This window comes from Streptomyces sp. NPDC058671 (genome assembly GCF_042716475.1).
GTDB lineage: Bacteria > Actinomycetota > Actinomycetes > Streptomycetales > Streptomycetaceae > Streptomyces.
This window is the reverse complement of record NZ_JBHXSA010000013.1, coordinates 63,787-87,921: the sequence shown is the minus strand read 5'-3', so window position 1 is coordinate 87,921 and position 24,135 is coordinate 63,787. Positions and strand designations below refer to the sequence as shown.

General features: G+C 72.1%; 20 protein-coding genes. 10 read left to right on the top strand and 10 right to left on the bottom strand.

The window, feature by feature from the left end; genetic code table 11:
- Nucleotides 1-4 precede the first annotated feature (4 nt).
- Genes hisB through hisD form a run of 3 tightly spaced genes read right to left on the bottom strand, consistent with a single transcriptional unit; the run spans nt 5 to nt 3,029 of the window.
- A complete protein-coding gene (gene hisB, locus ACFWV2_RS18115; protein WP_360783038.1) occupies nt 5-598 on the bottom strand; it encodes an imidazoleglycerol-phosphate dehydratase HisB in 594 nt (197 codons plus the stop codon).
- Complete coding sequence (locus ACFWV2_RS18110) at nt 595-1,701, bottom strand: histidinol-phosphate transaminase (protein ID WP_384406017.1); 1,107 nt, start codon at nt 1,699-1,701, stop codon at nt 595-597. The genes hisB and ACFWV2_RS18110 overlap by 4 nt, the downstream gene beginning before the upstream one ends.
- Nucleotides 1,698-3,029 carry a histidinol dehydrogenase gene (hisD, locus tag ACFWV2_RS18105; protein WP_384406016.1) on the bottom strand — a complete coding sequence of 444 codons (1,332 nt, stop codon included), beginning with the start codon at nt 3,027-3,029 and terminating at the stop codon, nt 1,698-1,700. Before hisD ends, ACFWV2_RS18110 begins: the two co-directional genes overlap by 4 nt.
- 203 nt (nt 3,030-3,232) lie before the next feature.
- Here hisD and ACFWV2_RS18100 point away from each other — a divergent pair, with 203 nt between their 5' ends.
- The 4 genes from ACFWV2_RS18100 to ybaK all read left to right on the top strand — a co-directional run bounded on the left by ACFWV2_RS18100 (nt 3,233) and on the right by ybaK (nt 7,272).
- Nucleotides 3,233-4,837 (top strand): oxidoreductase, encoded by a 1,605-nt coding sequence (locus ACFWV2_RS18100; RefSeq protein ID WP_384406015.1) that lies wholly within the window; start codon nt 3,233-3,235, stop codon nt 4,835-4,837.
- 76 nt (nt 4,838-4,913) lie between these two features.
- Nucleotides 4,914-5,966, top strand: a complete 1,053-nt coding sequence (locus tag ACFWV2_RS18095; RefSeq protein ID WP_384406014.1) for a hypothetical protein — start codon at nt 4,914-4,916, stop codon at nt 5,964-5,966.
- 11 nt (nt 5,967-5,977) lie between these two features.
- Nucleotides 5,978-6,715, top strand: coding sequence for an LON peptidase substrate-binding domain-containing protein (locus ACFWV2_RS18090; protein WP_384406013.1), 738 nt, complete (start codon nt 5,978-5,980; stop codon nt 6,713-6,715).
- 59 nt (nt 6,716-6,774) lie between these two features.
- On the top strand, nt 6,775-7,272 hold the full coding sequence (gene ybaK, locus ACFWV2_RS18085) for a Cys-tRNA(Pro) deacylase (protein WP_384406012.1): 498 nt from the start codon (nt 6,775-6,777) through the stop codon (nt 7,270-7,272).
- 34 nt (nt 7,273-7,306) lie between these two features.
- Here ybaK and ACFWV2_RS18080 read toward each other — a convergent pair whose 3' ends face one another.
- The 4 genes from ACFWV2_RS18080 to ACFWV2_RS18065 all read right to left on the bottom strand — a co-directional run bounded on the left by ACFWV2_RS18080 (nt 7,307) and on the right by ACFWV2_RS18065 (nt 11,417).
- Nucleotides 7,307-7,927, bottom strand: coding sequence for a DUF2567 domain-containing protein (locus tag ACFWV2_RS18080; protein WP_384406011.1), 621 nt, complete (start codon nt 7,925-7,927; stop codon nt 7,307-7,309).
- 34 nt (nt 7,928-7,961) lie between these two features.
- Complete coding sequence (locus ACFWV2_RS18075) at nt 7,962-8,789, bottom strand: ABC transporter permease (RefSeq protein ID WP_384406010.1); 828 nt, start codon at nt 8,787-8,789, stop codon at nt 7,962-7,964.
- A gap of 283 nt (nt 8,790-9,072) precedes the next feature.
- Nucleotides 9,073-10,053, bottom strand: coding sequence for an ABC transporter ATP-binding protein (locus ACFWV2_RS18070; RefSeq protein ID WP_384406009.1), 981 nt, complete (start codon nt 10,051-10,053; stop codon nt 9,073-9,075).
- Nucleotides 10,054-10,064: 11 nt separating this feature from the next.
- Nucleotides 10,065-11,417, bottom strand: a complete 1,353-nt coding sequence (locus tag ACFWV2_RS18065) for an NYN domain-containing protein (RefSeq protein ID WP_384406008.1) — start codon at nt 11,415-11,417, stop codon at nt 10,065-10,067.
- A 214-nt stretch (nt 11,418-11,631) separates the two neighbouring features.
- On the opposite strand from ACFWV2_RS18065, the gene ACFWV2_RS18060 reads away from it, so the two are divergent.
- Nucleotides 11,632-11,805 (top strand): hypothetical protein, encoded by a 174-nt coding sequence (locus tag ACFWV2_RS18060; protein WP_384406007.1) that lies wholly within the window; start codon nt 11,632-11,634, stop codon nt 11,803-11,805.
- A gap of 114 nt (nt 11,806-11,919) precedes the next feature.
- Here the strand turns inward: ACFWV2_RS18060 and dnaE are convergent, their stop codons facing one another.
- On the bottom strand, nt 11,920-15,459 hold the full coding sequence (gene dnaE, locus ACFWV2_RS18055; protein ID WP_384406006.1) for a DNA polymerase III subunit alpha: 3,540 nt from the start codon (nt 15,457-15,459) through the stop codon (nt 11,920-11,922).
- A gap of 178 nt (nt 15,460-15,637) precedes the next feature.
- Here dnaE and ACFWV2_RS18050 point away from each other — a divergent pair, with 178 nt between their 5' ends.
- From ACFWV2_RS18050 to ACFWV2_RS18030, 5 genes are all read left to right on the top strand, one after another.
- Nucleotides 15,638-16,963, top strand: coding sequence for a DUF2252 domain-containing protein (locus tag ACFWV2_RS18050; RefSeq protein WP_384406005.1), 1,326 nt, complete (start codon nt 15,638-15,640; stop codon nt 16,961-16,963).
- Between the two features lie 93 nt (nt 16,964-17,056).
- Nucleotides 17,057-17,743, top strand: coding sequence for a hypothetical protein (locus ACFWV2_RS18045; protein ID WP_384406004.1), 687 nt, complete (start codon nt 17,057-17,059; stop codon nt 17,741-17,743).
- Nucleotides 17,744-17,800: 57 nt separating this feature from the next.
- Nucleotides 17,801-18,616, top strand: coding sequence for a DsbA family protein (locus ACFWV2_RS18040; protein WP_384406003.1), 816 nt, complete (start codon nt 17,801-17,803; stop codon nt 18,614-18,616).
- 234 nt (nt 18,617-18,850) lie between these two features.
- The gene (locus tag ACFWV2_RS18035; RefSeq protein WP_384406002.1) at nt 18,851-20,500 is read left to right on the top strand and encodes an alkaline phosphatase D family protein; all 1,650 of its coding nucleotides are present in this window, start codon (nt 18,851-18,853) and stop codon (nt 20,498-20,500) included.
- 335 nt (nt 20,501-20,835) lie between these two features.
- Nucleotides 20,836-21,816: a zinc metalloprotease gene (locus tag ACFWV2_RS18030; protein ID WP_384406001.1), complete on the top strand. Its 981-nt coding sequence runs from the start codon at nt 20,836-20,838 to the stop codon at nt 21,814-21,816.
- Nucleotides 21,817-21,901: 85 nt separating this feature from the next.
- Here the strand turns inward: ACFWV2_RS18030 and ACFWV2_RS18025 are convergent, their stop codons facing one another.
- Together ACFWV2_RS18025 and ACFWV2_RS18020 are read right to left on the bottom strand one after the other, a co-directional pair.
- On the bottom strand, nt 21,902-22,471 hold the full coding sequence (locus ACFWV2_RS18025) for a dienelactone hydrolase family protein (RefSeq protein WP_360783087.1): 570 nt from the start codon (nt 22,469-22,471) through the stop codon (nt 21,902-21,904).
- Between the two features lie 68 nt (nt 22,472-22,539).
- On the bottom strand, nt 22,540-24,126 hold the full coding sequence (locus ACFWV2_RS18020; RefSeq protein WP_384406000.1) for a Na+/H+ antiporter: 1,587 nt from the start codon (nt 24,124-24,126) through the stop codon (nt 22,540-22,542).
- Nucleotides 24,127-24,135: the final 9 nt, after the last annotated feature.

Sequence of the window (24,135 nt, the reverse complement as noted above, 5' to 3'; positions counted from 1 at the left end):
GGAGTTAGAGCGCGCCCTTCGTGGAGGGGAGGATGCCGGCGGCGCGCGGGTCACGCTCGGAGGCGTAGCGCAGGGCGCGGGCGAGGGCCTTGAACTGGCACTCCACGATGTGGTGCGCGTTGCGCCCGTACGGGACGTGGATGTGCAGCGCGATCTGGGCCTGGGCGACGAAGGACTCGAAGATGTGCCGGGTCATCGTCGTGTCGTACGAGCCGATCATCGGCGCCATGTTCTCGGGCTCCTCGTGCACGAGGTACGGGCGGCCGGAGAGGTCGACGGTGACCTGGGCGAGCGACTCGTCCAGGGGGACCGTGCAGTTGCCGAAGCGGTAGATGCCGACCTTGTCGCCGAGGGCCTGCCTGAAGGCGGCGCCGAGGGCGAGGGCGGTGTCCTCGATGGTGTGGTGCGAGTCGATGTGGAGGTCGCCGTCGGTCTTGACGGTCAGGTCGAACAGACCGTGCCGGCCGAGCTGGTCGAGCATGTGGTCGTAGAAGCCGACCCCGGTCGACACGTCGACCTTTCCGGTGCCGTCGAGGTCGATCTCGACGACGACGGAGGTCTCCTTGGTGGTGCGCTCAACGCGGCCTACGCGGCTCATCGCTCCTGCTCCTTCATCAATTCACGAACCGCGTCGAGGAACGCGTCGTTCTCTTCGGGGGTGCCGGCGGTGACCCGCAGCCACCCGGGTACGCCGTTGTCCCGGACCAGGACGCCCCGGTCGAGGATGCGCTGCCAGGCCGCGTGCGTGTCGGGGAACTTCCCGAACTGCACGAAGTTGGCGTCCGAGTCGGTGACCTCGCAGCCGATCGCGCGCAGCTCGGTGACGAGCCGGTCGCGCTCGGCCTTGAGCTGTTCGACGTACCCGAGGAGGGTGTCGGTGTGCTCGAGGGCGGCGAGCGCGGTCGCCTGGGTGACGGCCGAGAGGTGGTACGGCAGACGGACCAGCTGGACGGCGTCGACCACGGCCGGGTGGGCTGCGAGGTAGCCGAGGCGCAGGCCCGCGGCGCCGAAGGCCTTGGACATGGTCCGGGAGACCACCAGGTTCGGGCGGCCCTCGATCAGGGGCAGCAGCGAATCGCGGTGGCTGAACTCCACGTACGCCTCGTCGACGACCACCAGCGAGGGCTTGGCCGCCTGGGCCGCCTCGTACAGGGCGAGGACGGTGTCGGCCGCGACCGCGGTGCCGGTGGGGTTGTTGGGCGAGGTGATGAAGACGACGTCCGGGCGGTGCTCGGCGATCGCCTTCCCGGCCGCCGCCACGTCGATGGTGAAGTCCTCGCGGCGGGGGCCGGAGATCCAGCCGGTGCCGGTGCCGCGGGCGAGCAGGGCGTGCATGGAGTACGAGGGCTCGAAGCCGATCGCGGTCCGGCCGGGGCCGCCGAAGGTCTGGAGCAGCTGCTGGAGGACCTCGTTGGAGCCGTTGGCCGCCCACACGTTCTCGACGGCGACCGGGTGCTTGCCGGTGCGGGTGAGATAGCGGGCGAGTTCGGTACGGAGCTCGATCGCGTCCCGGTCGGGGTAGCGGTTGAGGCCGCGGGCGGCCTCGGCGACCCGCTCCGCGATCCGGGCCACCAGGGGCTCGGGCAGCGGGTAGGGGTTCTCGTTGGTGTTCAGCTGGACGGGGACGTCGAGCTGGGGCGCGCCGTAGGGGGACTTGCCGCGCAGCTCGTCCCGGACGGGGAGGTCGTCGATGCCGGTCACCGCTGCGGCACCTTCCATCCGAAGCGGGCCTTGATCGCGGCGCCGTGCGCGGGCAGGTCCTCGGCCTCGGCGAGGGTCACCACGTGGTGGGCGACGTCGGCGAGCGCGTCGCGCGTGTAGTCCACGATGTGCACCCCGCGCAGGAAGGACTGCACGGAGAGGCCCGAGGAGTGGCAGGCGCAGCCGCCGGTGGGCAGCACGTGGTTGGAGCCGGCGCAGTAGTCGCCGAGCGAGACGGGGGCCCAGGGGCCGACGAAGATCGCGCCCGCGTTGCGGACCCGGTCGGCGACCGCGGCGGCGTCGCGGGTCTGGATCTCCAGGTGCTCGGCGCCGTACGCGTCGACGACCTTGAGGCCGTCGGCGAGGTCGCGGACGAGGACAATCGCGGACTGGCGGCCGGCCAGGGCCGGGACGATCCGGTCGTCGACGTGCTTGGAGGCGGCGACCTGGGTCTTGAGCTCGGCCTCGGTGGCCTCGGCCAGCTCGTCGGAGTCGGTGACGAGGACGGAGGCGGCCATCGGGTCGTGCTCGGCCTGGCTGATGAGGTCGGCGGCGACGTGGACCGGGTCGGCGGTGGAGTCCGCGAGGATCGCGATCTCGGTGGGGCCCGCCTCGGCGTCGATGCCGATGCGGCCCTTGAGGAGGCGCTTGGCGGCGGCGACGTAGATGTTGCCGGGGCCGGTGACCAGGTTGACGGGGGCGCAGCCGTCCGGGCCCTCCGTGCCGTACGCGAACATGGCGACGGCCTGGGCGCCGCCGGCCGCGTAGACCTCGTCGACGCCGAGCAGGGCGCAGGCGGCGAGGATCGTGGGGTGCGGGAGCCCGCCGAACTCCTTCTGCGGCGGCGAGGCGAGGGCGACGCCCTCGACACCGGCCTCCTGGGCGGGGACGACGTTCATCACGACGGAGGACGGGTAGACGGCGCGGCCGCCGGGCACGTACAGGCCGACGCGCTCGACCGGGATCCACTTCTCGGTGACCGTGCCGCCGGGCACGACCTGAGTGGTGTGGGTGGTGCGGCGCTGCTCGCGGTGGACGAGGCGGGTGCGGCGGATGGACTCCTCGAGGGCGGCGCGGACGGCCGGGTCGAGCTCGTCGAGAGCGCGGGAGAGCTCCTCGACGGGGACGCGGAGGCTCGGGACGCGGACGCCGTCGAATTTCTCGCCGTAGTCGATCACCGCTGCGGCGCCATGATGCCGGACGTCCTCGCAGATCGGCCGCACCTTCTCCAGGGCGGCTTCCACGTCGAACTCGGCACGGGGCAGCAGGTCGCGCAGGGAGGAGCCCTCGGGGAGGGCCTCGCCGCGCAGATCGATTCGAGAGATCACGGGTCAATTCTCTCAGACGCCCCACAGCGCCGGTCGCCCGTATCACTGGCTGATACACGCCTCACTGGCGTCTTGTCGCCACTCCTGACCGTTAGCGTTCAGCCCGTCACTCAGCGGGAAGAACGGCTGTACGAATCCACGGACGCCCGGAGACGGCGTCCCGGAATCGTGGGCGCGGATGGTGGAAAGCGAGGGGGGCGGCGGTGACCGAGCCGCACGAGGACGACGTGCCGGACGGCCTCACGGGCCCGGAGCGGGCCCTGTGGCAGGCGTTCCGCATCGGCAGGACGTGCGATCTGACGGAGGGGGTCGCGGAGCGGGACGACCCTTTCGGGGGACGGGAATGGGGACCGGAGCGGAGTGTCCGCGCCGATGTGGTGGGACTGCTGCTGCTCGCGGGGCCGCAGGCCAGATCGGGGCGGGTGGCCGCGTTGAAGCTGCGCGGGGTCCGGATCACGGGCGTGCTGGACCTGGCGGGCGGGACGATAGGGCCGTACGTGGAGCTGCACGGCTGCCGGTTCGACGACGAGGTGGTGGTGCCCGAGGCCCGCTTCGGCACGCTGCGGATGGTGGCGTGCGCGCTGCCGCGCCTGGAGGCCGCTCGGCTGCACACGGAGGGGGACCTGCACCTGCCGCGCTGCCGGGTGGAGCGGGGCATCCGGCTCACCGACGCGCAGATCGGCACGGACCTGCTGGTCAACCAGATCCAGGTGTGGCCGGACCGGCGGGGGCGGGCCATCACGGCGGACGGCCTGGTGGTCGCGCAGGACCTCCAGGCCGAGCTGATCGAGACGCACGGGGAGGTGAGCCTGCGCGGGGCGAAGATCGGCGTCTCGCTCAGTCTGCGGGGCAGTGTGCTGCGCGGCGCGCAGGGCCGCCGCGCGCTGAACGCGCCGCAGCTGACGGTGGAGCGCTCGCTCTATCTGAACGCGGCCTGGGTGTACGAGGACGCGGGCTTCACGGGCAGCGGCACGGCCACCCCGCCGTACGGGGTGTCGCCCGCCCAGGACGCCCGCCGCAAGCCGGTGGAGTTCCACGGCGGCGTGCGGCTGGACGACGGCCGGTTCGGTGACGCGGTGGACCTGCACCACGCCCGCTTCCTGCTCGACGGGGCACGTCGGGAGGAGGTCTCGATGCGCCGGATAGTCACCCCGGAGCTGAGGTTCAACGGCGAGCGGCCGGAGGAGGGCCGGGTCGTGCTCAACGGCGCCAAGGTCGTCACCCTGATCGACCTGTCGACCAGCTGGCCGGGACCGGGCGGGCTCGCGATGGGCGGCTTCGTCTACGAGAACCTCGTGCCGTACGGGCACTTCCCGCTGCGCCGCCGCCTGGAGTGGGTGGCGGCGGCGACCCCGGAGTACGCCCCCGAGCCGTACGAGCGGCTCGCGACGGTCCTGCGCAGCAGCGGGGAGGACGCCGACGCCCGCGAGGTGCTGCTCGCCAAGCAGCGGCGCAGACGCGAGACCCTGCCGGTGGCCGGCAAGCTCTGGGGGTACCTCCAGGACCTGACCGTGGCGTACGGCTACCGGCCGGGGCGGGCCGCGCTGTGGATGGCGGTCCTGTGGGCGGCGGGCACGGTGGCGTTCTCCCACTACCGCCCGATACCGCTGAAGCCGGACGAGGCCCCGGAGTGGAACGGCACGCTGTACGCCCTGGACCTGCTCATCCCGGTGATCAACCTCGGCCAGGACGGCCACTGGCGGCTCGAGGGCGTCTGGCAGTGGGTGGCGGCGGTGCTGATCATGCTGGGCTGGATCCTGGCGACGACGGTGGCGGCCGGCGCGACCAGACTCCTGAGCAGGGGCTGAGGCGGCGGAGGTTTGGTGTACGGGCTGTGAGACGGGCTGCCGCGGCCCGAGGAGCCGGGAGAGAATACGTCGCACCATGTCCTTGCTCCGTGCCCTGATCGGCGCCGTCCGCTCGGCCCGGCACGCCCCGCGGCTCGCCGCCGGGTTCGTCCCGGACGACGACGTGCTGCTCGACGCCCCGGACGAGCGGCTCGCCCCCGCCCTCGTCGCCGCCGCCCTGGCCGATCCGGAGCCCGCCGCGAAGCTGCTCGCCACCACCCGGGACGCGGGCGAGTGGGAGGACCGCGACCGGTATGTCATCCGGCTCGCCACCTTCGCGTACAGCAGGGGCGACTGGCTGACCCACTGGCTCTCCGTGGCGCCCGGGGACCCCGACGCCCTGCTCGTCACGGCGCAGCTCGCCGTCCGCAGGGCCTGGGAGTCCCCCGCGCGGGCCGAGCGGCTGCGCGAGCTCGGCCCGCTGATCACCGCGGTCGCCGAGACGGCTCCGCACGATCCGGTGCCGTGGCGGCTCGCCCTGGACCACGCGCGCGGGGCGCACGCCGGGCACACCGTCTTCGAGACGCTCTGGGAGCAGGCCGTGCGCCGCTCCCCGCACCATTACGGCTGCCATGTCGCGGCGCTCAAGTACCTCTCCGCGCAGTGGTACGGCTCGCACCGCGCCGCCTTCGACTTCGCCGAGCAGGCGGCCGACGACGCCGCCCCGGACTCTCTCGTACGGGCGCTGCCGGTCCGCGCCGCCCACGACCGGCTCCGGGTGCCGTCGCACCGGGACCCGTCCGTGCCGGAACGGCGGATCGACCGGGCGGCGGACCGCGCCCTGGCCCTGTCGGCGGCCTTCCCCACGGGCGACCCGTGGCCCGCGGAGGTCCGCAACCTGCTCGCGTACGTGCTGGTGGAGCGGGCGCGGTGGGAGGAGGCTCGGGTGGAGTTCGGCCGGATCGGGGTCCACGCGACCTCGTTCCCCTGGGGGGTGGCGACCGGCGCGGGGCGGGGCGCCGTACGGGAGGATCCACTGCGCCGTTTCCTCGCCGCGCGGGACCGGGTCGGCGTGGAGCTGGCCCGCCGGACGCCGCTGTGGGACACCGGACATGGACGGGCCGGACGGGGCGGGCCCGGCGGCCATTAGGCTTGGCCGCTGTGACCACCGCTCGCCTGCCTCTCTTCCCGCTCAACGCGGTGCTGTTCCCTGGCCTCGTGCTGCCGCTGAACGTCTTCGAGGAGCGTTATCGCGCCATGATGCGTGAGCTGCTCACGATCGACGACTCGGAGCCGCGCCGCTTCGCCGTCGTCGCCATCCGCGACGGCCGCGAGGTCGCGCCGACCGCTCCCGGCCTGCCGGACCAGACGGCGCTGCCGGAGAAGGGCCCGGCGGCCGGCTTCGGCTCCGATCCCGTCCAGGCCTTCCACCGGGTCGGCTGCGTCGCCGACGCGGCGTCGATCCGGGAGCGCTCGGACGGCAGCTTCGAGGTGATGGCGACCGGGACGACCCGGGTGAAGCTCCTCTCGGTCGACGCGAGCGGGCCGTTCCTGGTCGCCGAGGTCGGGGAGATCCCCGAGGAGCAGGGCGAGGAGGCCCCCGCACTCGCCGAAGGGGTGCTGCGGGCCTTCCGGAGCTACCAGAAGCGCCTCGCGGGGGCGCGGGAGCGTTCGCTGACGACGAGCGAGCTGCCGGACGACCCCTCGGTGGTGTCGTACCTGGTCGCGGCGGCCGCGGTGCTGGACACCCCGTCGAAGCAGCGGCTGCTCCAGGCCCCGGACACCGCTACCCGACTGCGCGAGGAGCTGACGCTGCTCCGCGCGGAGACGGCGGTGCTGCGGCACCTTCCGTCGCTGCCGGCGGTGGACCTGACGCAGACCCCGACGTACCCGAACTGATCGGGTCCGGCCCGGACCGATCCGGACCGGGGCCGGCCGAGCCGAGGAAGAGCGAGCGCGTGGCGAAGAAGCAGAAGACCAGCGGCGGGGGCACCCCGGCGACGGTGGCCCTGACGGCGGCCGGCACCCCGTTCACCGTGCACGCCTACGAGCACGACCCGGCCTCCGCCTCGTACGGCGAGGAGGCCGCGGAGGCCCTCGGGGTGTCCCCCGACCGGGTCTTCAAGACGTTGGTCGCGGACGTCGACGGCGAGCTGACGGTCGCTGTGGTCCCGGTGGCGGGCCAGCTCGATCTGAAGGCGCTGGCCTCGGCCGTCGGCGGGAAGCGGGCGTCGATGGCGGACCCGGCGGCCGCGGAGCGCGCCACGGGCTACGTCCGGGGCGGCATCTCACCCCTCGGCCAGCGCAAACGGCTCCGTACGGTCCTCGACGCCTCGGCCCGCGACCACGCGTCCATCTGCGTCTCCGCGGGCCGCCGCGGCCTCGAGGTGGAGCTCTCCCCCACGGACCTGGCCGCTCTCACCTCGGCGGTCGTGGCCCCGATCGGCCGCGCCTGACGGAGGTCCGCGCGGCCCCGGACCTCGGGGACGCTCAGTACGCCCCGGGCCGGTCCCACGGCTCCGGCTCCGGGTCGCGCGGCCCGAAGAGGGCCGTGAGCGCCAGGTACACGATCATCGCGGCGAGCGGCCAGGCCAGCATCGCGGCGGCCGCCAGGTTCAGTTCGAGCGGCGCCTCGAAGGTGACGCCGGGGCCGACCGCCTTGGCGTGGGCGACCACGTTCCGCATCGGGCCGAAGTACGTCCCCAGGCCCCAGGCGAGCAGCGAGCCCAGCAGGCCGCCGAGCGCCAGACCGAGGACCAGCGGAACCCCGCCCTTGCGGCGCAGCAGGAAGACGACGAGCGCGGCGACCGCCCCGAAGGCGAGGGCCAGAAGCACGAACGTGCCGTCCGAGCCGATCGCCGCCTCCCCCTCGGAGTTGCGGAGGTAGACCCCCTTGCCGTCCGAGATGAGCAGGACGCGCGGGGCCAGGTTCAGCCACAGCACTCCGAGCAGCGCCCCCGCGACCGCCGAGACGAGGGTCACCAGGACGCCCTGCACGACCTCGGCCGCCGTGATCGGGTCCCCGGCCGGGCCGAGCACCGGCGGGGGCGGCGGCGGCAGGTCGGGGTCGTGCGGCTGGGGCTGGTGAGGCGGAGTCAGAGGTGCGGTCACCCCGCCATCGTGCCAGGTGCGCCTGTGTCCCGCCTCAGCGGACGGCGGCCCGCCGGTACGCCCAGGTGGCGACCGCGAGGGAGACCACGCCGACCGTCGCGCACACGGCGAGGTCCAGGGCGACGGCCGCCCAGTCGGGGTGCGGCTCGAAGGTGCGGGCCAGGGCCTCCACGCCGTACGTCGACGGCAGCAGGTCACGCGCCCAGCCGATGGGCCCCGGGAGCCGCTCGGCCGGGAGGACGCCGAGGAGCAGGGCCGCCGACATGCCGAGCTGGCCGAGGAGGGTGGCCAGCTCCTGCCGGGGGGCGAGGAGTCCGAGGGCGGCACCGAGCCCGGCGAGCGCCGCTCCGGCGAGCGGGACGACGGCGGCGAGGATCCACAGGTTGCCGAGCGGCAGCCCGAAGAGCACGGATCCGGCGACGGCGGTGACGGCGGTCCCGGGCACGGTGAAGGAGGCGTACGCCCCGGCGGCGCCGAGCACGACGGCGGCGGGCGGCACGGGCAGGGTGGCGTAGTGGTCGAGTCCGCCGCCGGCCCGCAGCTGCCCGAAGTACTGGGCGAGGAGGTTGAGCGCGACGAAGGCGACGACGAGGACGGTGGAGCCGGCCACGACGGCGCGTGCCTCGGAGCCGCCGTCGACGACCCCGCGCATCAGGACCATGATCCCGACGGACTGGAAGGTGGCGACGAAGAGGAGCGGGATGCGGGCGACCCGGGCGCGGGAGAGCTGCGCCCGGTAGACGGCGGCCATGGCCGGCAGCAGCCGGGCGCGCGGGGCGAGGGGCGCCACGGCGCCCTCGTCGTCGCGGCCCCGGACGGAAGGCGCGCCGGTCGGCAGGACCTCGGCGGGCACGGTGCTCACTGCGTACAGCTCCTGACGGTCACGTACGGAACGCGGAGGCCACGGGGGGCGCGGGACACGGAGGGGCGCGCGCCGAGGGCCACGGACGGGCGCGCCGCAGGGCGCATGCCGGAGTCCACGGACGGGCGCGCCATCGGGCACACACCGAAACCCGGGGACCGGCGCGCCCCAGAGTGCACGCCGGAGGCCATGGTCCGGCGCGCCACAGGCCGCACGCCGAAGGCCACTGCCCGGGGCGCCCCAGAGTGCACGCCGAAGGCCACTGCCCGGCGCAGGGCGCGTGTCACGCCTTCACCAACCCCTCCGTCGCGCCGCCGAGGGCCAGGTACACGTCCTCCAGGCTGGGCGTGGCCAGGGTGAAGTCGTCGAGTGCGGCGAAGGCGGCGCCGCCGGTGACGGTGGCGACGGCCGCGCGGGCCGCGTCGGGGGCGAGCCGGAGGATCCAGCGCCTCCCGCTCTCCTGCGCGAGTCCGCGCAGCGCGGCGACCTCGGGCAGGTGGAGGGGGGCCGACTCGCGCCACACCAGCTCGACGCGGATCTCGCCGGCGACGCGTTCCTTGAGCCCGGCGGGGGTGTCGCAGGCGATGACCTTGCCGTGTTCGAGGACGGCGACCCGGTCGAGCACGGTCTCCGCCTCGATGACGTTGTGGGTGACGAGCAGCACGGTGGTGCCGTGCTCGGCGCGCCGCCGGTCGACGGCCGCCCAGACGGCGCGGCGGGCGACGGGGTCCATGCCGGTGGTCGGCTCGTCGAGGACGAGGACGGGGCGCCGGCCGACGAGCGCGGTGGCGAAGCAGGCGAGCCTGCGCTGTCCGCCGGAGAGCTTGCGGAGGGGCCGGGAGGCGAGCTCCCCGAGGCCGAGCTCCGCCAGGACGGCGTCGCTCTCGACGCGTGCGTCGTGGGCGGTGAGGCCGCGCAGCCGTCCGGTGGTCTCGGCGGCGAGGGCGACGGTCAGCTCGTCGAGGGCGGTGGACTCCTGGCCGAGGTACGCGAGGAGGCGGGCGGCCCGCTCGGGGTGGCGCACCAGGTCGTGGCCGAGGAGCGCGACGGTGCCGGAGTCGGGGCGCATGAGGCCGGTGAGCTGGCGGACGAGCGTGGACTTGCCGGCTCCGTTGGGGCCGAGCAGGCCGAAGATCTCGCCGCCGCGCACGTCGAGGCTGATCCCGTCGGTGGCCCGCACCTCGGGTGTCGCGGGCGCACCGCGCCTGCCGCGCGTGGCGGGGTACGTCTTGACCAGATCCCGCACCGCGCACACCGTACTCACGTGGGAAGAGCCTACGGGGTCGCCGGGCCGGCTCCGGGCGCGGGGGCGGGTTCGGCGGCGGCCCGGACGTCGATCTCGCGCCAGAATCCCGCCCGGATCGCGTACCGGTCGTGCTCGTCGATCTGGTCGTCCTTGTGGGCCAGCAGGCCGAATCGGGCGGCGTAGCGGAGGAGTTCGCCGTCGATGCGGTGCGGGATGCGGGGGTAGAGGGTGGAGAGCTTCTGGACGTGACTCTGCTCGGGGAGCCGTTCCATCCACCGGCGGGCGAACACCTGTCCGACCTCGAAGGGGTCGCCGCCGACGGTGGTGATGTCCTCCTCGCGGTCCGCCCAGCGCTGCTCGGCGCTGGTGAGGGTGGCGAGGGTGGGCAGGGAGGCGGTCTCCGCGGGTTCGCCGAGCGCGGGGGCGGGGCGCTCGACCCAGCCCCGGTCGGAGGACCAGCGGAGCGCGCTCGCGGCCTGCGACGCGGTGGCGGCGGCGGTGCCGGGGGCGCGCAGTCCCGCGAGGTCCTTGGGGGTGGGGACGCCCCTGCCCCCGGCCGGGGCGGGGGCGCCCGGTCCGTGGCCGTGCCCGTCGTCGCGGACGTGACCGCTGTCGTGGCCGTCGCCGTGCGCGTGACCGTCGCCGTGGCGGACGTGCCCGTTACCGCCGTGGTCCGTGGAGGTCTCCCCGGTGGTCCCGGTGTCGGCCGACGCTTCGGCGGCCCGTCCGGCGGAGGCGGCGAGGGCGGCTTCCGGCAGGGGCGCGGAGAGGATGGCGGCGATCTCGGGTCGCGGGGCGGGCGGGGGCGCGCAGATGCCGGTGAGGTCCTTGGCGCGGACGGCCCGGGTGATCCAGGCCCGGTCGAGGACCCGGCGTTCGTCGGCCTCCGCGACCAGGTCCTCGGACTGGTTGTAGTCGCCGTCGGCGGCCTGGACGGCCCAGAGGTGGACGGCGACGCCGTGCTCCTTGGCGGACATCAGTCCGGGCAGCAGGTCGCCGTCGCCGGTGACGAGCACGATGTCGGAGCAGGCCCTGTTCCTGGCGAGCTCGGTCAGCTCGGTGTGCATGGCCGCGTCGACGCCCTTCTGGGCCCAGCGTCCTTCGCTCCGGGTCAGGGCGCCGAGCCGGACGGTGACCCGGGGCATCACCCGCAGCCTGCGGTGCTCGGGCTGGGGCACCCGGTCGGGTGCGCCGTCGAACCAGTAGATCCGCAGGAGGGGCAGCGCGGTCTCGGCCTCGGCGCGCTGGCGCAGCTGCTGGATGAGCCCGGCGTGGTCGACGGTGATCCTGGAGCGGGACGGTTCCCCGGCGAGGAGACTGGCGGCGGCGCCCAGCAGATAGCCGGCGTCCACCAGGACGACGCAGCGGTCCACGTGTTCCACCCTCTTTCGGGAACCTCGGGATCGGAGTTGCTTCGGATTTCCTTCGAGTCTGCCCGAAGGCCGGGGGCTCGACAGTCGGAACTGGATCATCGGCGTGGCGGATGTCACTTCCCGGGCGCCTTACGCTCCGTAATGATCCAACATGCGACGGTTCGCGCGGTATGTGAGTCTGACAGCGGCCCTGGCACCCAGGACCCTTTGAGGAGGCATCCCCATGGCCAAGAACCGCAGTCAGAACCGCGATCAGAAGCAGCCGTCGCAGGCCGAGCGTGGCACCCAGCAGGCGAAGCAGTCGTCGATGGAGTCCCAGGCCGACCAGCGCTCCAGCCAGGTCACCCCGGGTGACATGGCGCGCAAGGGACGTCAGAAGCGCTTCGGCCACAACTGACGCTCAGCCGGAGCGAACCGACGGCAGGACCGGCCGGCGGCTGGACCGACGGCAAAGGGGCGCGCCCGTGACGACGGGCGCGCCCCTTGCGCGTGCGGGGAGAGGCCCTGAGCCCTAACCGGCCAGGCAGGACGGGCCGAGCAGGACCTTCAGGTCGCCGAAGAGCGCCGGGTCGGGCTGCACCCGGTGCCGGTCGAGGCGGAGCACCGTCGTCTTCCGGGGGCCCTGGAGCTTGATCCGCACCTCGGTGTTGCCCTTGTGGTGACCGAGGATCTCGCCGAGCCGGGTGACCATGGGCGGGGTCACCTTGACGGTGGGGATGGTGAGGATCACCGGCGCGTTGGTCCCGGCGTTCGACAGGTCGGGGACCATCAGCTCCATCGCGACGAGACGGGGCACGTCCTCGCGCTTGTCGAGCCGTCCCTTGACGAAGACGACCGTGTCCTCGACGAGCTGGGTGGAGACCAGCTGGTACGTGGCCGGGAAGAACATGCACTCGATGGAGCCGGCCAGGTCCTCGACGGTGGCGATCGCCCAGGCGTTGCCCTGCTTGGTCATCTTGCGCTGGAGGCCGGAGATGATGCCGCCGATGGTGACGACCGCGCCGTCGGAGTGCTCGCCGCCGGTGAGCTGGGAGATCGCCGCGTCCGTCTTGTCGGACAGGACGTGCTCGATGCCGAAGAGCGGGTGGTCGGAGACGTACAGACCGAGCATCTCGCGCTCCTGGGCGAGCAGGTACGACTTCTCCCACTCGACGTCGGAGAACTCGACGTCGAGGCCGAAGCCGGGCTCGTCGGTCGCCGCGTCGCCCATGCCGCCGAAGAGGTCGAACTGTCCCTCGGCCTCCTTGCGCTTGACCGCCACCACGTTGTCGATCATCGGTTCGTGGTGGGCGACCAGGCCCTTGCGGGTGTGGCCCATCTCGTCGAAGGCGCCGGCCTTGATCAGCGACTCGACGGTCCGCTTGTTGCAGACGACGGCCTCGACCTTGTCGAGGAAGTCCGGGAAGGAGGAGAACTTCCCCTTCGCCTTGCGCGACTTGATGATCGACTCGACGACGTTGGTGCCGACGTTGCGGACGGCGGAGAGGCCGAAGAGGATCACGTCGTCGCCCTGGGCGGCGAAGTTCGACTCGGACTCGTTCACGTTGGGCGGCAGCACCTTGATGCCCATGCGGCGGCACTCGTTGAGGTAGACCGCGGACTTGTCCTTGTCGTCCTTGACGGAGGTGAGCAGTCCCGCCATGTACTCGGCGGGATGGTTGGCCTTGAGGTAGGCGGTCCAGTAGGAGACCAGGCCGTACGCGGCCGAGTGGGCCTTGTTGAAGGCGTAGCCGGCGAAGGGGACGAGGACGTCCCACAGCGCCTTGATCGCCTCGTCGCTGAAGCCCTTGCTCTTCGCTCCGGCCTCGAAGATGACGAAGTTCTTCGCCAGTTCCTCGGGCTTCTTCTTGCCCATCACGCGGCGGAGGATGTCGGCCTCGCCGAGCGAGTAGCCGGCGATGATCTGGGCGGCCTTCTGCACCTGCTCCTGGTACACGATCAGGCCGTAGGTGACCGCGAGCACCTCTTCGAGCGGCTTCTCCAGCTCGGGGTGGATCGGGGTGATCTCCTGCTGGCCGTTCTTGCGCAGGGCGTAGTTGGTGTGCGAGTTCATGCCCATCGGGCCCGGCCGGTACAGGGCGGACACGGCGGAGATGTCTTCGAAGTTGTCGGGCTTCATCAGCCGGAGCAGCGAGCGCATGGGCCCGCCGTCGAACTGGAAGACGCCGAGGGTGTCACCGCGCTGGAGCAGTTCGAAGGTCTTCGGGTCGTCGAGCGGCAGGGCGAGCAGGTCGAGGTCGATGCCCTTGTTGGCCTTCACCATCTTGACGGCGTCGTCCATGATGGTGAGGTTGCGCAGGCCCAGGAAGTCCATCTTGAGCAGGCCGAGCGACTCGCACTGCGGGTAGTCCCACTGCGTGATGGTGACGCCGTCGGTGTGCCGGACCCAGATCGGCGCGTGGTCGACGATCGGCTCGCTGGACATGATCACGCCGGCCGCGTGGACGCCCATCTGGCGGACCAGGCCCTCGACGCCCCGGGCGGTGTCGATGACCTTCTTGACGTCCGGCTCGTTCTCGTACATCGCGCGGATCTCGCCGGCCTCGCTGTAGCGCGGGTGCGAGGGGTCGGTGATGCCGTTGAGGTCGATGCCCTTGCCGAGGACGTCGGCGGGCATGGCCTTGGTGAGCCGGTCGCCCATGGCGTAGGGGTAGCCGAGGACGCGCGCGGAGTCCTTGATCGCGTTCTTCGCCTTGATCTTGCCGTACGTGCCGATCATGGCGACCTTGTCGGAGCCGTACTTCTCCGTCACGTAGCGGATCACCTCGACGCGCCGGCGCTCGTCGAAGTCGATGTCGACATCGGGCATCGAGATGCGCTCGGGGTTGAGGAAGCGCTCGAAGATCAGGCCGTGCGGGATCGGGTCGAGGTCGGTGATGCCCATGGCGTACGCGACGATCGAGCCGGCCGCGGAGCCTCGGCCGGGACCGACGGCGATGCCCTGCTTCTTCGCCCACATGATGAAGTCGGCGACGACGAGGAAGTAGCCCGGGAAGCCCATCGAGATGATGGTGTCCATCTCGTACTCGACCTGCTTCATGCGGTCCTCGGGGATCCCGTCCGGGAACCGTCGGTGCATGCCCCGCATGGTCTCCTCGCGGAACCAGGTGACCTCGGTGTACCCCTCCGGGATGTCGAACTTCGGCATGAGGTTCTTCTCGACGAACATGCCGTCGGTGCTGACCTGCTCGGCGACCAGGAGGGTGTTGCGGCAGCCCTCCTGCCAGGCGTCCGAGGAGTCGATCGCGTACATCTCGTCCGTGGACTTGAGGTAGTAGCCGGTGCCGTCGAAGCGGAAGCGGTCCGGGTCGGAGAGGTTCTTGCCGGTCTGGATGCAGAGCAGGGCGTCGTGCGCGGTCGACTCGTGGGCGTACGTGTAGTGCGAGTCGTTGGTGACCAGCGGGGGGATGCCGAGCTTCTTGCCGATCTCCAGGAGCCCGTCGCGGACCCGGCGCTCGATCTCGATGCCGTGGTCCATCAGCTCCAGGAAGTACCGCTCCTTGCCGAAGATGTCCTGGTACTCGGAGGCCGACTTGAGGGCCTCGTCGAACTGGCCGAGGCGGAGCCTGGTCTGGAGCTCGCCCGACGGGCAGCCGGTGGAGGCGATGAGCCCCTCCGACCACTTCGAGATGGTCTCCTTGTCCATCCGGGGCCACTTCTGGAGCCAGCCCTCGGCGTACGCGTCGGAGGACAGCTTGAAGAGGTTGTGGAGCCCGGTGTCGTTCGCCGCCCAGATCGTCTTGTGGGTGTAGCCACCGGAACCGGAGACGTCGTCCCGCTTCTGGTGCGGCTGGCCCCACTGGATCTTCCGCTTGTTGCGCCGGGACTCGGGGGCGACGTACGCCTCGATGCCGATGATCGGCGTGACCCCCGCCTTCTTCGCCGAGTGGAAGAAGTCGTACGCCCCGTGCAGGTTGCCGTGGTCCGACATGGCGATATGGGTCATGCCCATCTCGTTGCACGCCTCGAACATGTCCTTGAGCCGCGCGGCACCGTCCAGCAGCGAGTACTGGGTGTGGACGTGGAGGTGCGTGAAGGGCGGCTTGGTCACGGCGGAAGGTCTCCGTAGCGGTCACAGGGGTGGCTGGGGGGACCGTGGAAGTCTACGTCGGGCCGATGACAGTCGAGGGGCACTCGGGACTAGGGTCGCGCGTGGGGAGACGGGGGAACACCTGTCCCTTTTGTCATGAACGGCCTGTCAGCACGTCCGGTACCAGGAGGCACCTCGCATGTCGGTCCCGCAGCCCACCGCAGCCGAGCGCGGTGAGCACATCCTCGCTGTCTTCGACACCGCCTTCGGCGAGCTCCTCGCCGCCGACCCGGCGGCCTTCCGCGTCAAGTTCCGGAAGATGGCCGGGTCCGCCTTCGCCTTCTACCGGGGCACCGCCTGCCTCTTCTACTCCGACCTGGAGCGGGAGGCCCACGGCGGCCCCTACCTGGACGAGCGCACCGGCCGGGTCTGGATCCACGGCGACCTGCACGCCGAGAACTTCGGCACCTACATGGACGCCAACGGGCGGCTGATCTTCAACGTCAACGACTTCGACGAGGCGTACGTGGGCCCCTTCACCTGGGACCTCAAGCGGCTCGCGGCCTCCCTGGCGCTCATCGGGTACGCGAAGGCGCTCGCCGACGAGCAGATCACCCACCTGGTCCGCATCTTCGCGGCGTCCTACCGGGAGCGGATCCACGCCCTCGCGACCGGCGCGAGGAACGACGAGCTGCCGCCGTTCACCCTGGACACGGCCGAGGGCGCGCTGCTCGACGCGCTGCGCACCGCCCGTTCCCTCACCCGGTTCGGGCTGCTCGACTCGATGACGGAGATCCGGGACTTCGAGCGCCGCTTCTCCGGGGGCGGCGGCGCGATCGATCTGGACGCGGCCGGCCGGTACAGGGTCCTCGCCGCCTTCGACGGCTATCTGGAGACCCTGCCGGAGTCCAGCCTGGCCCGCCCCGACTCGTACCGGGTCAAGGACGTCGTCGGGCGGCGCGGCATCGGCATCGGCTCGGCCGGCCTCCCCTCGTACAACATCCTCCTGGAGGGGAACAGCGACGCCCTGGAGAACGACGTCGTGATCTATCTGAAGCAGGCGCAGACCCCGGCGGTCTCCCGCCATGTGACGGACCCGGCGGTACGGGAGTACTTCCAGCACGAGGGGCACCGCACCGTGATCTCGCAGCGGGCGCTCCAGGCGCACGCCGACCCCTGGCTCGGCTGGACCGAACTCGACGGCTCCGGGCAGCTCGTCGCCGAGGTCTCGCCGTACGCCGTGGACCTGGACTGGTCGGACATCGACGACCTGGACGAGATCGCCGCGACCGTGGCGGACCTCGGCCGGGCGACGGCCACGATGCACGCGGCGGCGGACGAGTCCAGCGGTCACTCCCTGGTCCCGTTCTCGACGGAGCGGGCCATCGACGCGGCGATCGCCGCCGACGAGGAGGGGTTCGCGGAGCTCCTCGTGGACTTCGCGCACGACTACGGGGCGCGGGCGCGGGCCGACCACCAGATCTTCGTGGACCTCTTCCGCAACGGCCGGATCCCGGGCCTGTGAGGGGCCGCCTTCCGGCCGCCGTGGGGCCGGTGGGGCTTCCCACAGCTTCCCCTTAAGGACCCCTTACGGCCCGGCATGGCACACTCCACGACGATGGACATGGCAGGGACGCAGCTGAGGGCGCTGCGGGCGGCGTTCTTCACGGCGGTGGTCGTGACGCTGTCCGTGGCGTCCCACGTGCTGCTCTCGCGCGTGCCGCTGCCGCTCGGCACGGTCGTGCCGGTCGCGGTCGGGGTCTTCGCCGTGGCGTACGCGCTGGCCGGCCGCGAGCGCGGGCTCGGCCCCATCGCCGGGCTCCTGGTCCCGCTGCAGCTGGCGGCCGACACGCTCTTCACCAGCGGGCAGGCGCTCTGTTACGGCGCCGCGGGCGGCCCGGTCGCCGGTTCCCTGCGCACGGTGGGCGTGGAGGTGTTCTGCGGCGGCGCCGTGGGCTCCCCGCTGCCGGGCGTGGCTGCTCCCGAGAGCGGGACGGCCGCCGCCCTGCTCGACTCCCCCGACCCGGCGCTGCCGTGGCTGCTGCTCCTGGCGCACGTGGGCGTGGGCCTCTCGGCCGCGGTCTGGCTGCGCGGCGGGGAGCGGGCCCTTGCCCGGCTGCTCGGCGCGGTGGCGGCCCTCGCGTTCCGGCCGCTGCTGCTCGTGGCGGCCCTCGTCCGTACCGGTGGTCCGGCGCCGCGGCGCGCCGGACGGCCCGTGGGGCGGCCCCGGCCCTCCCGCACCCGGCTCCTCACGCACTCCGTGGGGCGGCGGGGACCGCCGTGCCCGGCCTTCGCTCTCGTCTGAGCGGCGCAGGCTCCCGGCACGCAGTCCCTTCTTCCTCACCTCACGGAGACCACGATCATGAGTGCACGCAACACCCAGGCCAACAAGGCTGCCGCCCGCGAGCGGCTGCGCGTCGAGCGCGAGCGCCAGGCGAAGAAGGACCGGGCGCGCCGGCAGCTCGTCGTCGGCGTCTCGGCGGTGGCCGTGCTCGCCGCCGCCGGCGGCATCGGCTACGCCGTGGTGCAGTCGAACAAGCCCTCCCGGTGGGAGTCGGCGGCGAAGGCCTCGACCGTGACGGCCCCGAAGAACACCTCGGGCACGAACGGCACGAACGTCGTCATCGGCAAGGAGTCCGCGAAGAAGACCCTGGAGCTGTACGAGGACTCGCGCTGCCCGGTCTGCGCGACCTTCGAGCAGTCCGTGGGCGCCACGGTCGAGAAGGACGTGGCGGCGGGCAAGTACAAGATCAAGTACGTGGGTGCCACCTTCATCGACGACGCCGCCACGGGAGAGGGCTCGAAGAACGCCCTCTCGGCGCTCGGCGCGGCCCTGGACGTGAGCCCCGAGGCCTTCCTGACGTACAAGGCGGCGCTGTACTCGTCGAAGTTCCACCCGGAGGAGAACGACGACAAGTTCGCCAAGGACTCCTACCTCATCGAGGTGGCGGACTCCGTCCCGGCCCTCAAGGGCAACGCCGCCTTCAGGAAGAACGTCGAGGACGGCACCTTCGACGCCTGGGCGATGAAGATGTCGAAGGCCTTCGACGACAGCGGGGTGACGGGCACGCCGACCCTGAAGATGGACGGCAAGCCGGTGACGGTGGCCGGCGGCGACAACCCGCCGATGACGGCGGACGAGTTCACCACGGCGATCGACGCGGCCCTCAAGGGCTGACCGGAACGGTCTCCTTCGCTCCCCGGCCCTCCCCCGCGGTCGGATCGGGGAGCGAAGGACAGCATGCGGGGGTGCGCGCCGGGCGTCGTCCCCGTCCGGGCTCGCGGGACCGTCAGGTGAGCGGCCCCCGAAGACGCCCGCCCGCCGCCGGGGGCGCGACCGGTGGGCGACCAGCCGGCGAACTTCCGGATATCGCCTGCCAGTCGGGCATACTCGCCAGTAATCTGACTGCCCGTGACCAGTCGTTTCATATCCTCAGCCCCCAGTCGGCGCACGGTCGTCAAGGCCGCCGCCGTCACCGCCGTCGCCGCGCCCGCCCTCCTCGGCGCGGCCGCCCAGGCCCAGGCGGCCTCCGGGGCCACCGCGTTCCTCCACGGCGTCGCCTCCGGCGACCCGCTGCCCGACGGCGTCCTCCTCTGGACGCGCGTCACCCCCACCCCCGAAGCCGTGCCCGGCTCGGGCCTCGGCGCCGACGTCCAGGTCGGCTGGGAGCTCGCCGAGGACCGGGCCTTCACCCGGATCGCGGCCTCCGGCACGACCACGGCGAGCGCCGCCACCGACCACACGGTGAAGGCGGACGTCCGCGGCCTGCGCCCGGCCACCACCTACTGGTTCCGCTTCACCGCGGACTCCGCCGTCTCCCCCGCCGCCCGCACCCGCACCGCGCCCGCCGTCGACGCCGCCGTGCCCGGCGTCCGCTTCGGTGTGGCCTCCTGCGCGAACTGGGAGGCCGGCCACTTCTCCGCGTACGGCCACCTCGCGGCCCGCCCCGACCTGGACGCGGTCCTCCACCTCGGCGACTACCTGTACGAGTACGGCAGCGGCACCTACCCGGAGGCGAAGTACACCGTCCGCCGGCACGAGCCGCGCCACGAGATCGTCTCGCTCGCCGACTACCGCGCCCGGCACGGCCACTACAAGACGGACCCGGACCTCCAGGCGCTGCACGCGGCCCACCCGGTGATCGCCATCTGGGACGACCACGAGTTCGCCAACGACGCCTGGACGGGCGGGGCCGAGAACCACACCCCCGGCGCCGAGGGCGACTGGGCGGCCCGGGTGGCCGCCGCCAAGCAGGCGTACTTCGAGTGGATGCCGGTCCGCACCTCCACGGAGGGCACGGTCTTCCGCCGTATCCGCTTCGGCAGGCTGGCCGATCTGCACCTGCTCGACCTGCGCTCCTTCCGCTCCACCCCGGCGAAGGCGGGCAGCGGCACGGTCGACGACCCGGAGCGGAGCATCACGGGCCGCGCCCAGCTGGACTGGCTCAAGTCGGGGCTCGCCGGCTCGGACGCGGCCTGGCAGCTCGTCGGCACCTCGGTGATGATCTCGCCGGTGGCCTTCGGCTCCCTGCCCGCCCACCTCCTGGAGCCGCTGGCCGAGTTGATGGGCCTGCCGAAGGAAGGGCTCGCGGTCAACGTCGACCAGTGGGACGGGTACACGGACGACCGCAAGGAGCTGCTCGCGCACCTGACCTCGCGCGGCATCCGCAACACGGTGTTCCTGACCGGTGACATCCACATGGCCTGGGCCAACGACGTACCGGTGAAGGCGGCGACGTATCCCTTCTCGGCGTCGGCGGCGACCGAGTTCGTCGTCACCTCGGTCACCTCGGACAACCTCGACGACCTGCTGCACGTGGCCCCGGGGACGCTCTCGGTGGTGGCCGCCGGCGCCGTGAAGGCCGCCAACCGGCATGTGAAGTGGGTGGACATGGACCACCACGGCTACGGCGTGCTCGACGTGACGGCCGAACGTTCGCAGATGGACTACTACACGGTCTCCGACAAGACGGATCCGGCGGCGACGACGGCCTGGGAGCGCTCCTACCGGACGCTGAGCGGAACGCAGCGTGTCGAGCGGGTGTACCAGCCGGTGCGCTGAGGTGTGACCGGCGGTCCTTCATGGTCGATTTTCAGCCATGATCCCTTCTGTTAACAGAAGATCACACCGCTACGGCGGGTGGCTGGTTTCGGAGATCGAATCCGGACACACCACCCGCCTCTGTCGCCCCGGCTGTTACGTCGACATCTCAAACTCCGGGACACGCACAAGATTTCCTTCCCGATGACCCGAATTGCCCCCTGGATGATTGGGCCTGATCACTGCTCAACAGCCTCTGACATGGACGCGTAATCTCCCCGCAGTGGCGAGGAAGTTCCTCCCACCACCCCCCGCGAGGAGTCACCGTGCGTGCTCTTGTCCGTATATCGCCGCGTATGTCACGTCGTATGCTCGGCACCGCCGTCATGGCCGGAACCCTGGCCCTGGCCCCCCTGTCCGCCCCGGTAGCCACCGGCGCCGCCACCACCACCCTGGCCGGCGCCACCGCCGAGGAGTGCGCGGACGACCACGACTCCCACTCCGGCGCCCGCAAGGCACGCGGCGCCGAGGGCCATGCCGGTGAGCCCAACGAGGTCACGGCCGCCCAGGCCAAGTCCATGGACGACGACTTCAAGAAGAAGCTGTCCGCCGCCCGCGCCGAGAGCCGCCTCAGCGCCTCGGCCGAGACCGGCGCCGCCGCCGTGGTGAACATCCCCGTCTACTTCCACGTCATCCACTCCGGCACGACGGGCAAGCTCTCCGCCACGGCGATCAACAACCAGATGGCGGTCCTGAACTCGGCCTACGCCGGCCAGGGCACCGGCAACGTGAACAGCAACTTCCAGTTCACCCTCGCCGCCACCGACTACACGGACAACGCCACCTGGTACAACCTGACCTCCGGCTCCACCGCCGAGAAGCAGATGAAGCAGACCCTCCGCAAGGGCGGCGCGGGCGCGCTGAACTTCTACACCGCAAAGCTGGGCGGCGGCCTCCTCGGCTGGGCGACCTTCCCGTCCTCGTACCAGTCCAACCCGTCCATGGACGGCGTCGTCGTCCTCGACGCCTCGCTCCCGGGCGGCTCCGCCGCCAACTACGCCGAGGGCGACACCGCCACCCACGAGGTCGGCCACTGGATGGGCCTCTACCACACCTTCCAGGGCGGCTGTAACGGCAACGGCGACTACGTCACCGACACCCCGGCCGAGAAGAGCCCGGCGTACGAGTGCCCGACCGGCCGTGACTCCTGCGCCTCCAAGTCCGGCGCGGACCCGATCCACAACTTCATGGACTACACGTACGACGCGTGCATGTACCAGTTCACCTCGGGCCAGGTGACCCGGATGAACGAGTACTGGACGGCGTACCGCGCCTGATCAGGCGTCCAGGACACAGGTGCGGCCCCCGGGGGGGACTCCCCGGGGGCCGCGCCCCGTTCACCACGGCCGTCCGAAGAGGGCCCTACAGGCTGTCCAGGAAGGACAGCGCCACCGACCAGGTCCGCTCGGCCGCCTCCGCGTCCCAGTCCGGCAGCTCCGGGTCCGTGTACACGTGCCCCGCGCCGCGATAGCGGTAGATCTCCACGTCCGCACCGGCCCTGCGCATCTGGAGGTACCAGGCGGACAGCCAGTCGTCCGTCTCGAAGGGGTCGGGCTCGGCCACGTGCAGCTGTACGGGAAGCTCGTCCACCGACACGTTCGGCGCGAGGTCCGACGTGCCGTGGAGCAGCAGCAGCCCGCGCGCCTTCTCGTCACCGAGGGCCAGGGTCTGCGCCACGGAGGCGCCGAAGGAGAAGCCGGCGTAGACCAGACCCCGCTCCGAGTACGGGGCGGCGGCCAGGATCGCGCGCTTGAGCAGCTCGTCCTTGCCGATCCCGTCCCGCTTCGCCATGCCCTCCTCCACCGAGTCGGTGGTCCAGCCGTCGAACAGGTCCGGCACCCACACCTGGTGCCCGGCGGCCCGCAGCCGGTCGGCCGCGGCCTGGACGGCCGGGCGCAGCCCGTGGACCGAGTGGAAAAGCATGATGTCCATACCCGCCATCCTGCCACCCGCCACCGACCGTCACCGAAACCCCCGGCGGCCAGGTGGGGGGCCCGCCGTCACCGCATGCTGCGGACGTCCAGTTGCCGCAGCACCCGGTCCACCACCTCCGGATCGGCGCCCGGTTCGCTGCGCGCCGCGAGGACCTCGTGCCGGGCGGCCGACATCAGCTCCCGCTGGATCCGCTGCACCGCCTTGAACCGTTTCGTCCGCTCGACGAACGCGGCCCTGCGCTCCTCGTCGATCATGTCCGGGCTGATCCGGGCCCCGATGTCGTACGCCCCGCGCAGCAGCCGCTCCTGGACCTCCTCGGGCAGCTCCTCGACCTCCTCGATCTCCTTGAGCCTGCGCTTGGCGGCCTTCGCGGCCCTGATCGCGAGGTCCCGTTCGAGCGCGCGTTCGGCGTCCGCGTCGGCCCGCACGCCGAGCCGTCTGACCAGCCAGGGCAGGGTGAGCCCCTGGACGACGAGGGTGGCGATGATCACACAGAAGGCGATGAAGACGATCTCGTCGCGGCCGGGGAAGGGCGAGCCGTCGTCGGTACGGAGCGGGATGGCGAGCGCGAGGGCCACCGAGGCCACCCCGCGCATCCCCGCCCACCACATGACGATGGTCTCCCGCCAGCTCGTCGGGATCTCCTCGTCGACGTCCCGGCGCGTGTGCAGCCGCTTCGCGAGCCAGGTGGCCGGAAGCAGCCAGAGCAGCCGGACCCCGACGACCACCGCGACGACGGCGGCGCCCCAGCCGAGCATCTCCAGGCCGTGCCCGTCCGCCACCCCGAAGACATGGACGAGTTCGAGACCGATGAGGCCGAAGGCGATACCGGTGACGAGGGTGTCGACGATCTGCCAGAAGGTCTGTCCGGCGAGGCGGCCCATGACGTCGTCGGCGTCGGTCGCGTGCTCGGCCAGGAAGAGGGCGGTGACCAGGACGGCGAGGACGCCGGAACCGTGCAGCTCCTCGGCGAGGACGTAGCTCACGAAGGGCACGAGGAGGGTCAGGCCGGTCTGGAGGGTGGCGTCCCCCAGGAGCCCGATCAGCTTGTGGGTGAGCCAGCCGAGCCCCAGGCCGACGACCATGGCGACCACGGCGGAGAGCACGAGCGCGCCGACCGCCTCGGGCCAGGAGAAGGAACCGCTGACGACGGCGCCGATCGCCACGTGGTAGAGCACGATCGCGGTGACGTCGTTGAAGAGGCCCTCGCCCTCCAGGATCGACACGAGACGGCGCGGCAGCCCCAGCGAGCCGGCCACGGCGGTCGCCGCGACCGGGTCGGGCGGCGCGACGAGGGCGCCGAGCGCGATCGCGGCGGCCAGCGGAAGGCCGGGCACGAGCGCGTTCGCGACCGCGCCGACGGCGGCCGTGGTGACGAAGACGAGGGCGACCGCGAGCAGGAAGATGGGCCGTCTGTTCGCCGCGAACTGGCGCCATGAGGTGCGCTGCACGGAGGCGTACAGCAGGGGCGGCAGCACCAGCGGGAGGATGAGCTCCGGCGGGATCTCGACGTTCGGCACGAAGGGCAGGAAGGCCAGCACGATCCCGATGAGGGTCATCAGGACGGGCGCGGGCAGTCCGAGCCGTTCACCGAGGGGGACGGTGAGCAGCGCGCCGAGCAGCAGCAAGAACAACAGGGCCAATTGATCCACGGCCCCACC

What these genes read in the sequence shown, in the direction of transcription:
- ACFWV2_RS18060 (WP_384406007.1), top strand. Translation starts at nt 11,632, where the DNA reads ATGGCCAAGAACCGCAGTCAGAACCGCGATCAGAAGCAGCCGTCGCAG.
- ACFWV2_RS18030 (WP_384406001.1), top strand. Translation starts at nt 20,836, where the DNA reads ATGTCACGTCGTATGCTCGGCACCGCCGTCATGGCCGGAACCCTGGCC.
- ACFWV2_RS18050 (WP_384406005.1), top strand. Translation starts at nt 15,638, where the DNA reads ATGTCGGTCCCGCAGCCCACCGCAGCCGAGCGCGGTGAGCACATCCTC.
- ACFWV2_RS18045 (WP_384406004.1), top strand. Translation starts at nt 17,057, where the DNA reads ATGGACATGGCAGGGACGCAGCTGAGGGCGCTGCGGGCGGCGTTCTTC.
- hisB (WP_360783038.1), bottom strand. Translation starts at nt 598, where the DNA reads ATGAGCCGCGTAGGCCGCGTTGAGCGCACCACCAAGGAGACCTCCGTC.
- ACFWV2_RS18040 (WP_384406003.1), top strand. Translation starts at nt 17,801, where the DNA reads ATGAGTGCACGCAACACCCAGGCCAACAAGGCTGCCGCCCGCGAGCGG.
- ACFWV2_RS18095 (WP_384406014.1), top strand. Translation starts at nt 4,914, where the DNA reads ATGTCCTTGCTCCGTGCCCTGATCGGCGCCGTCCGCTCGGCCCGGCAC.
- ACFWV2_RS18025 (WP_360783087.1), bottom strand. Translation starts at nt 22,471, where the DNA reads ATGGACATCATGCTTTTCCACTCGGTCCACGGGCTGCGCCCGGCCGTC.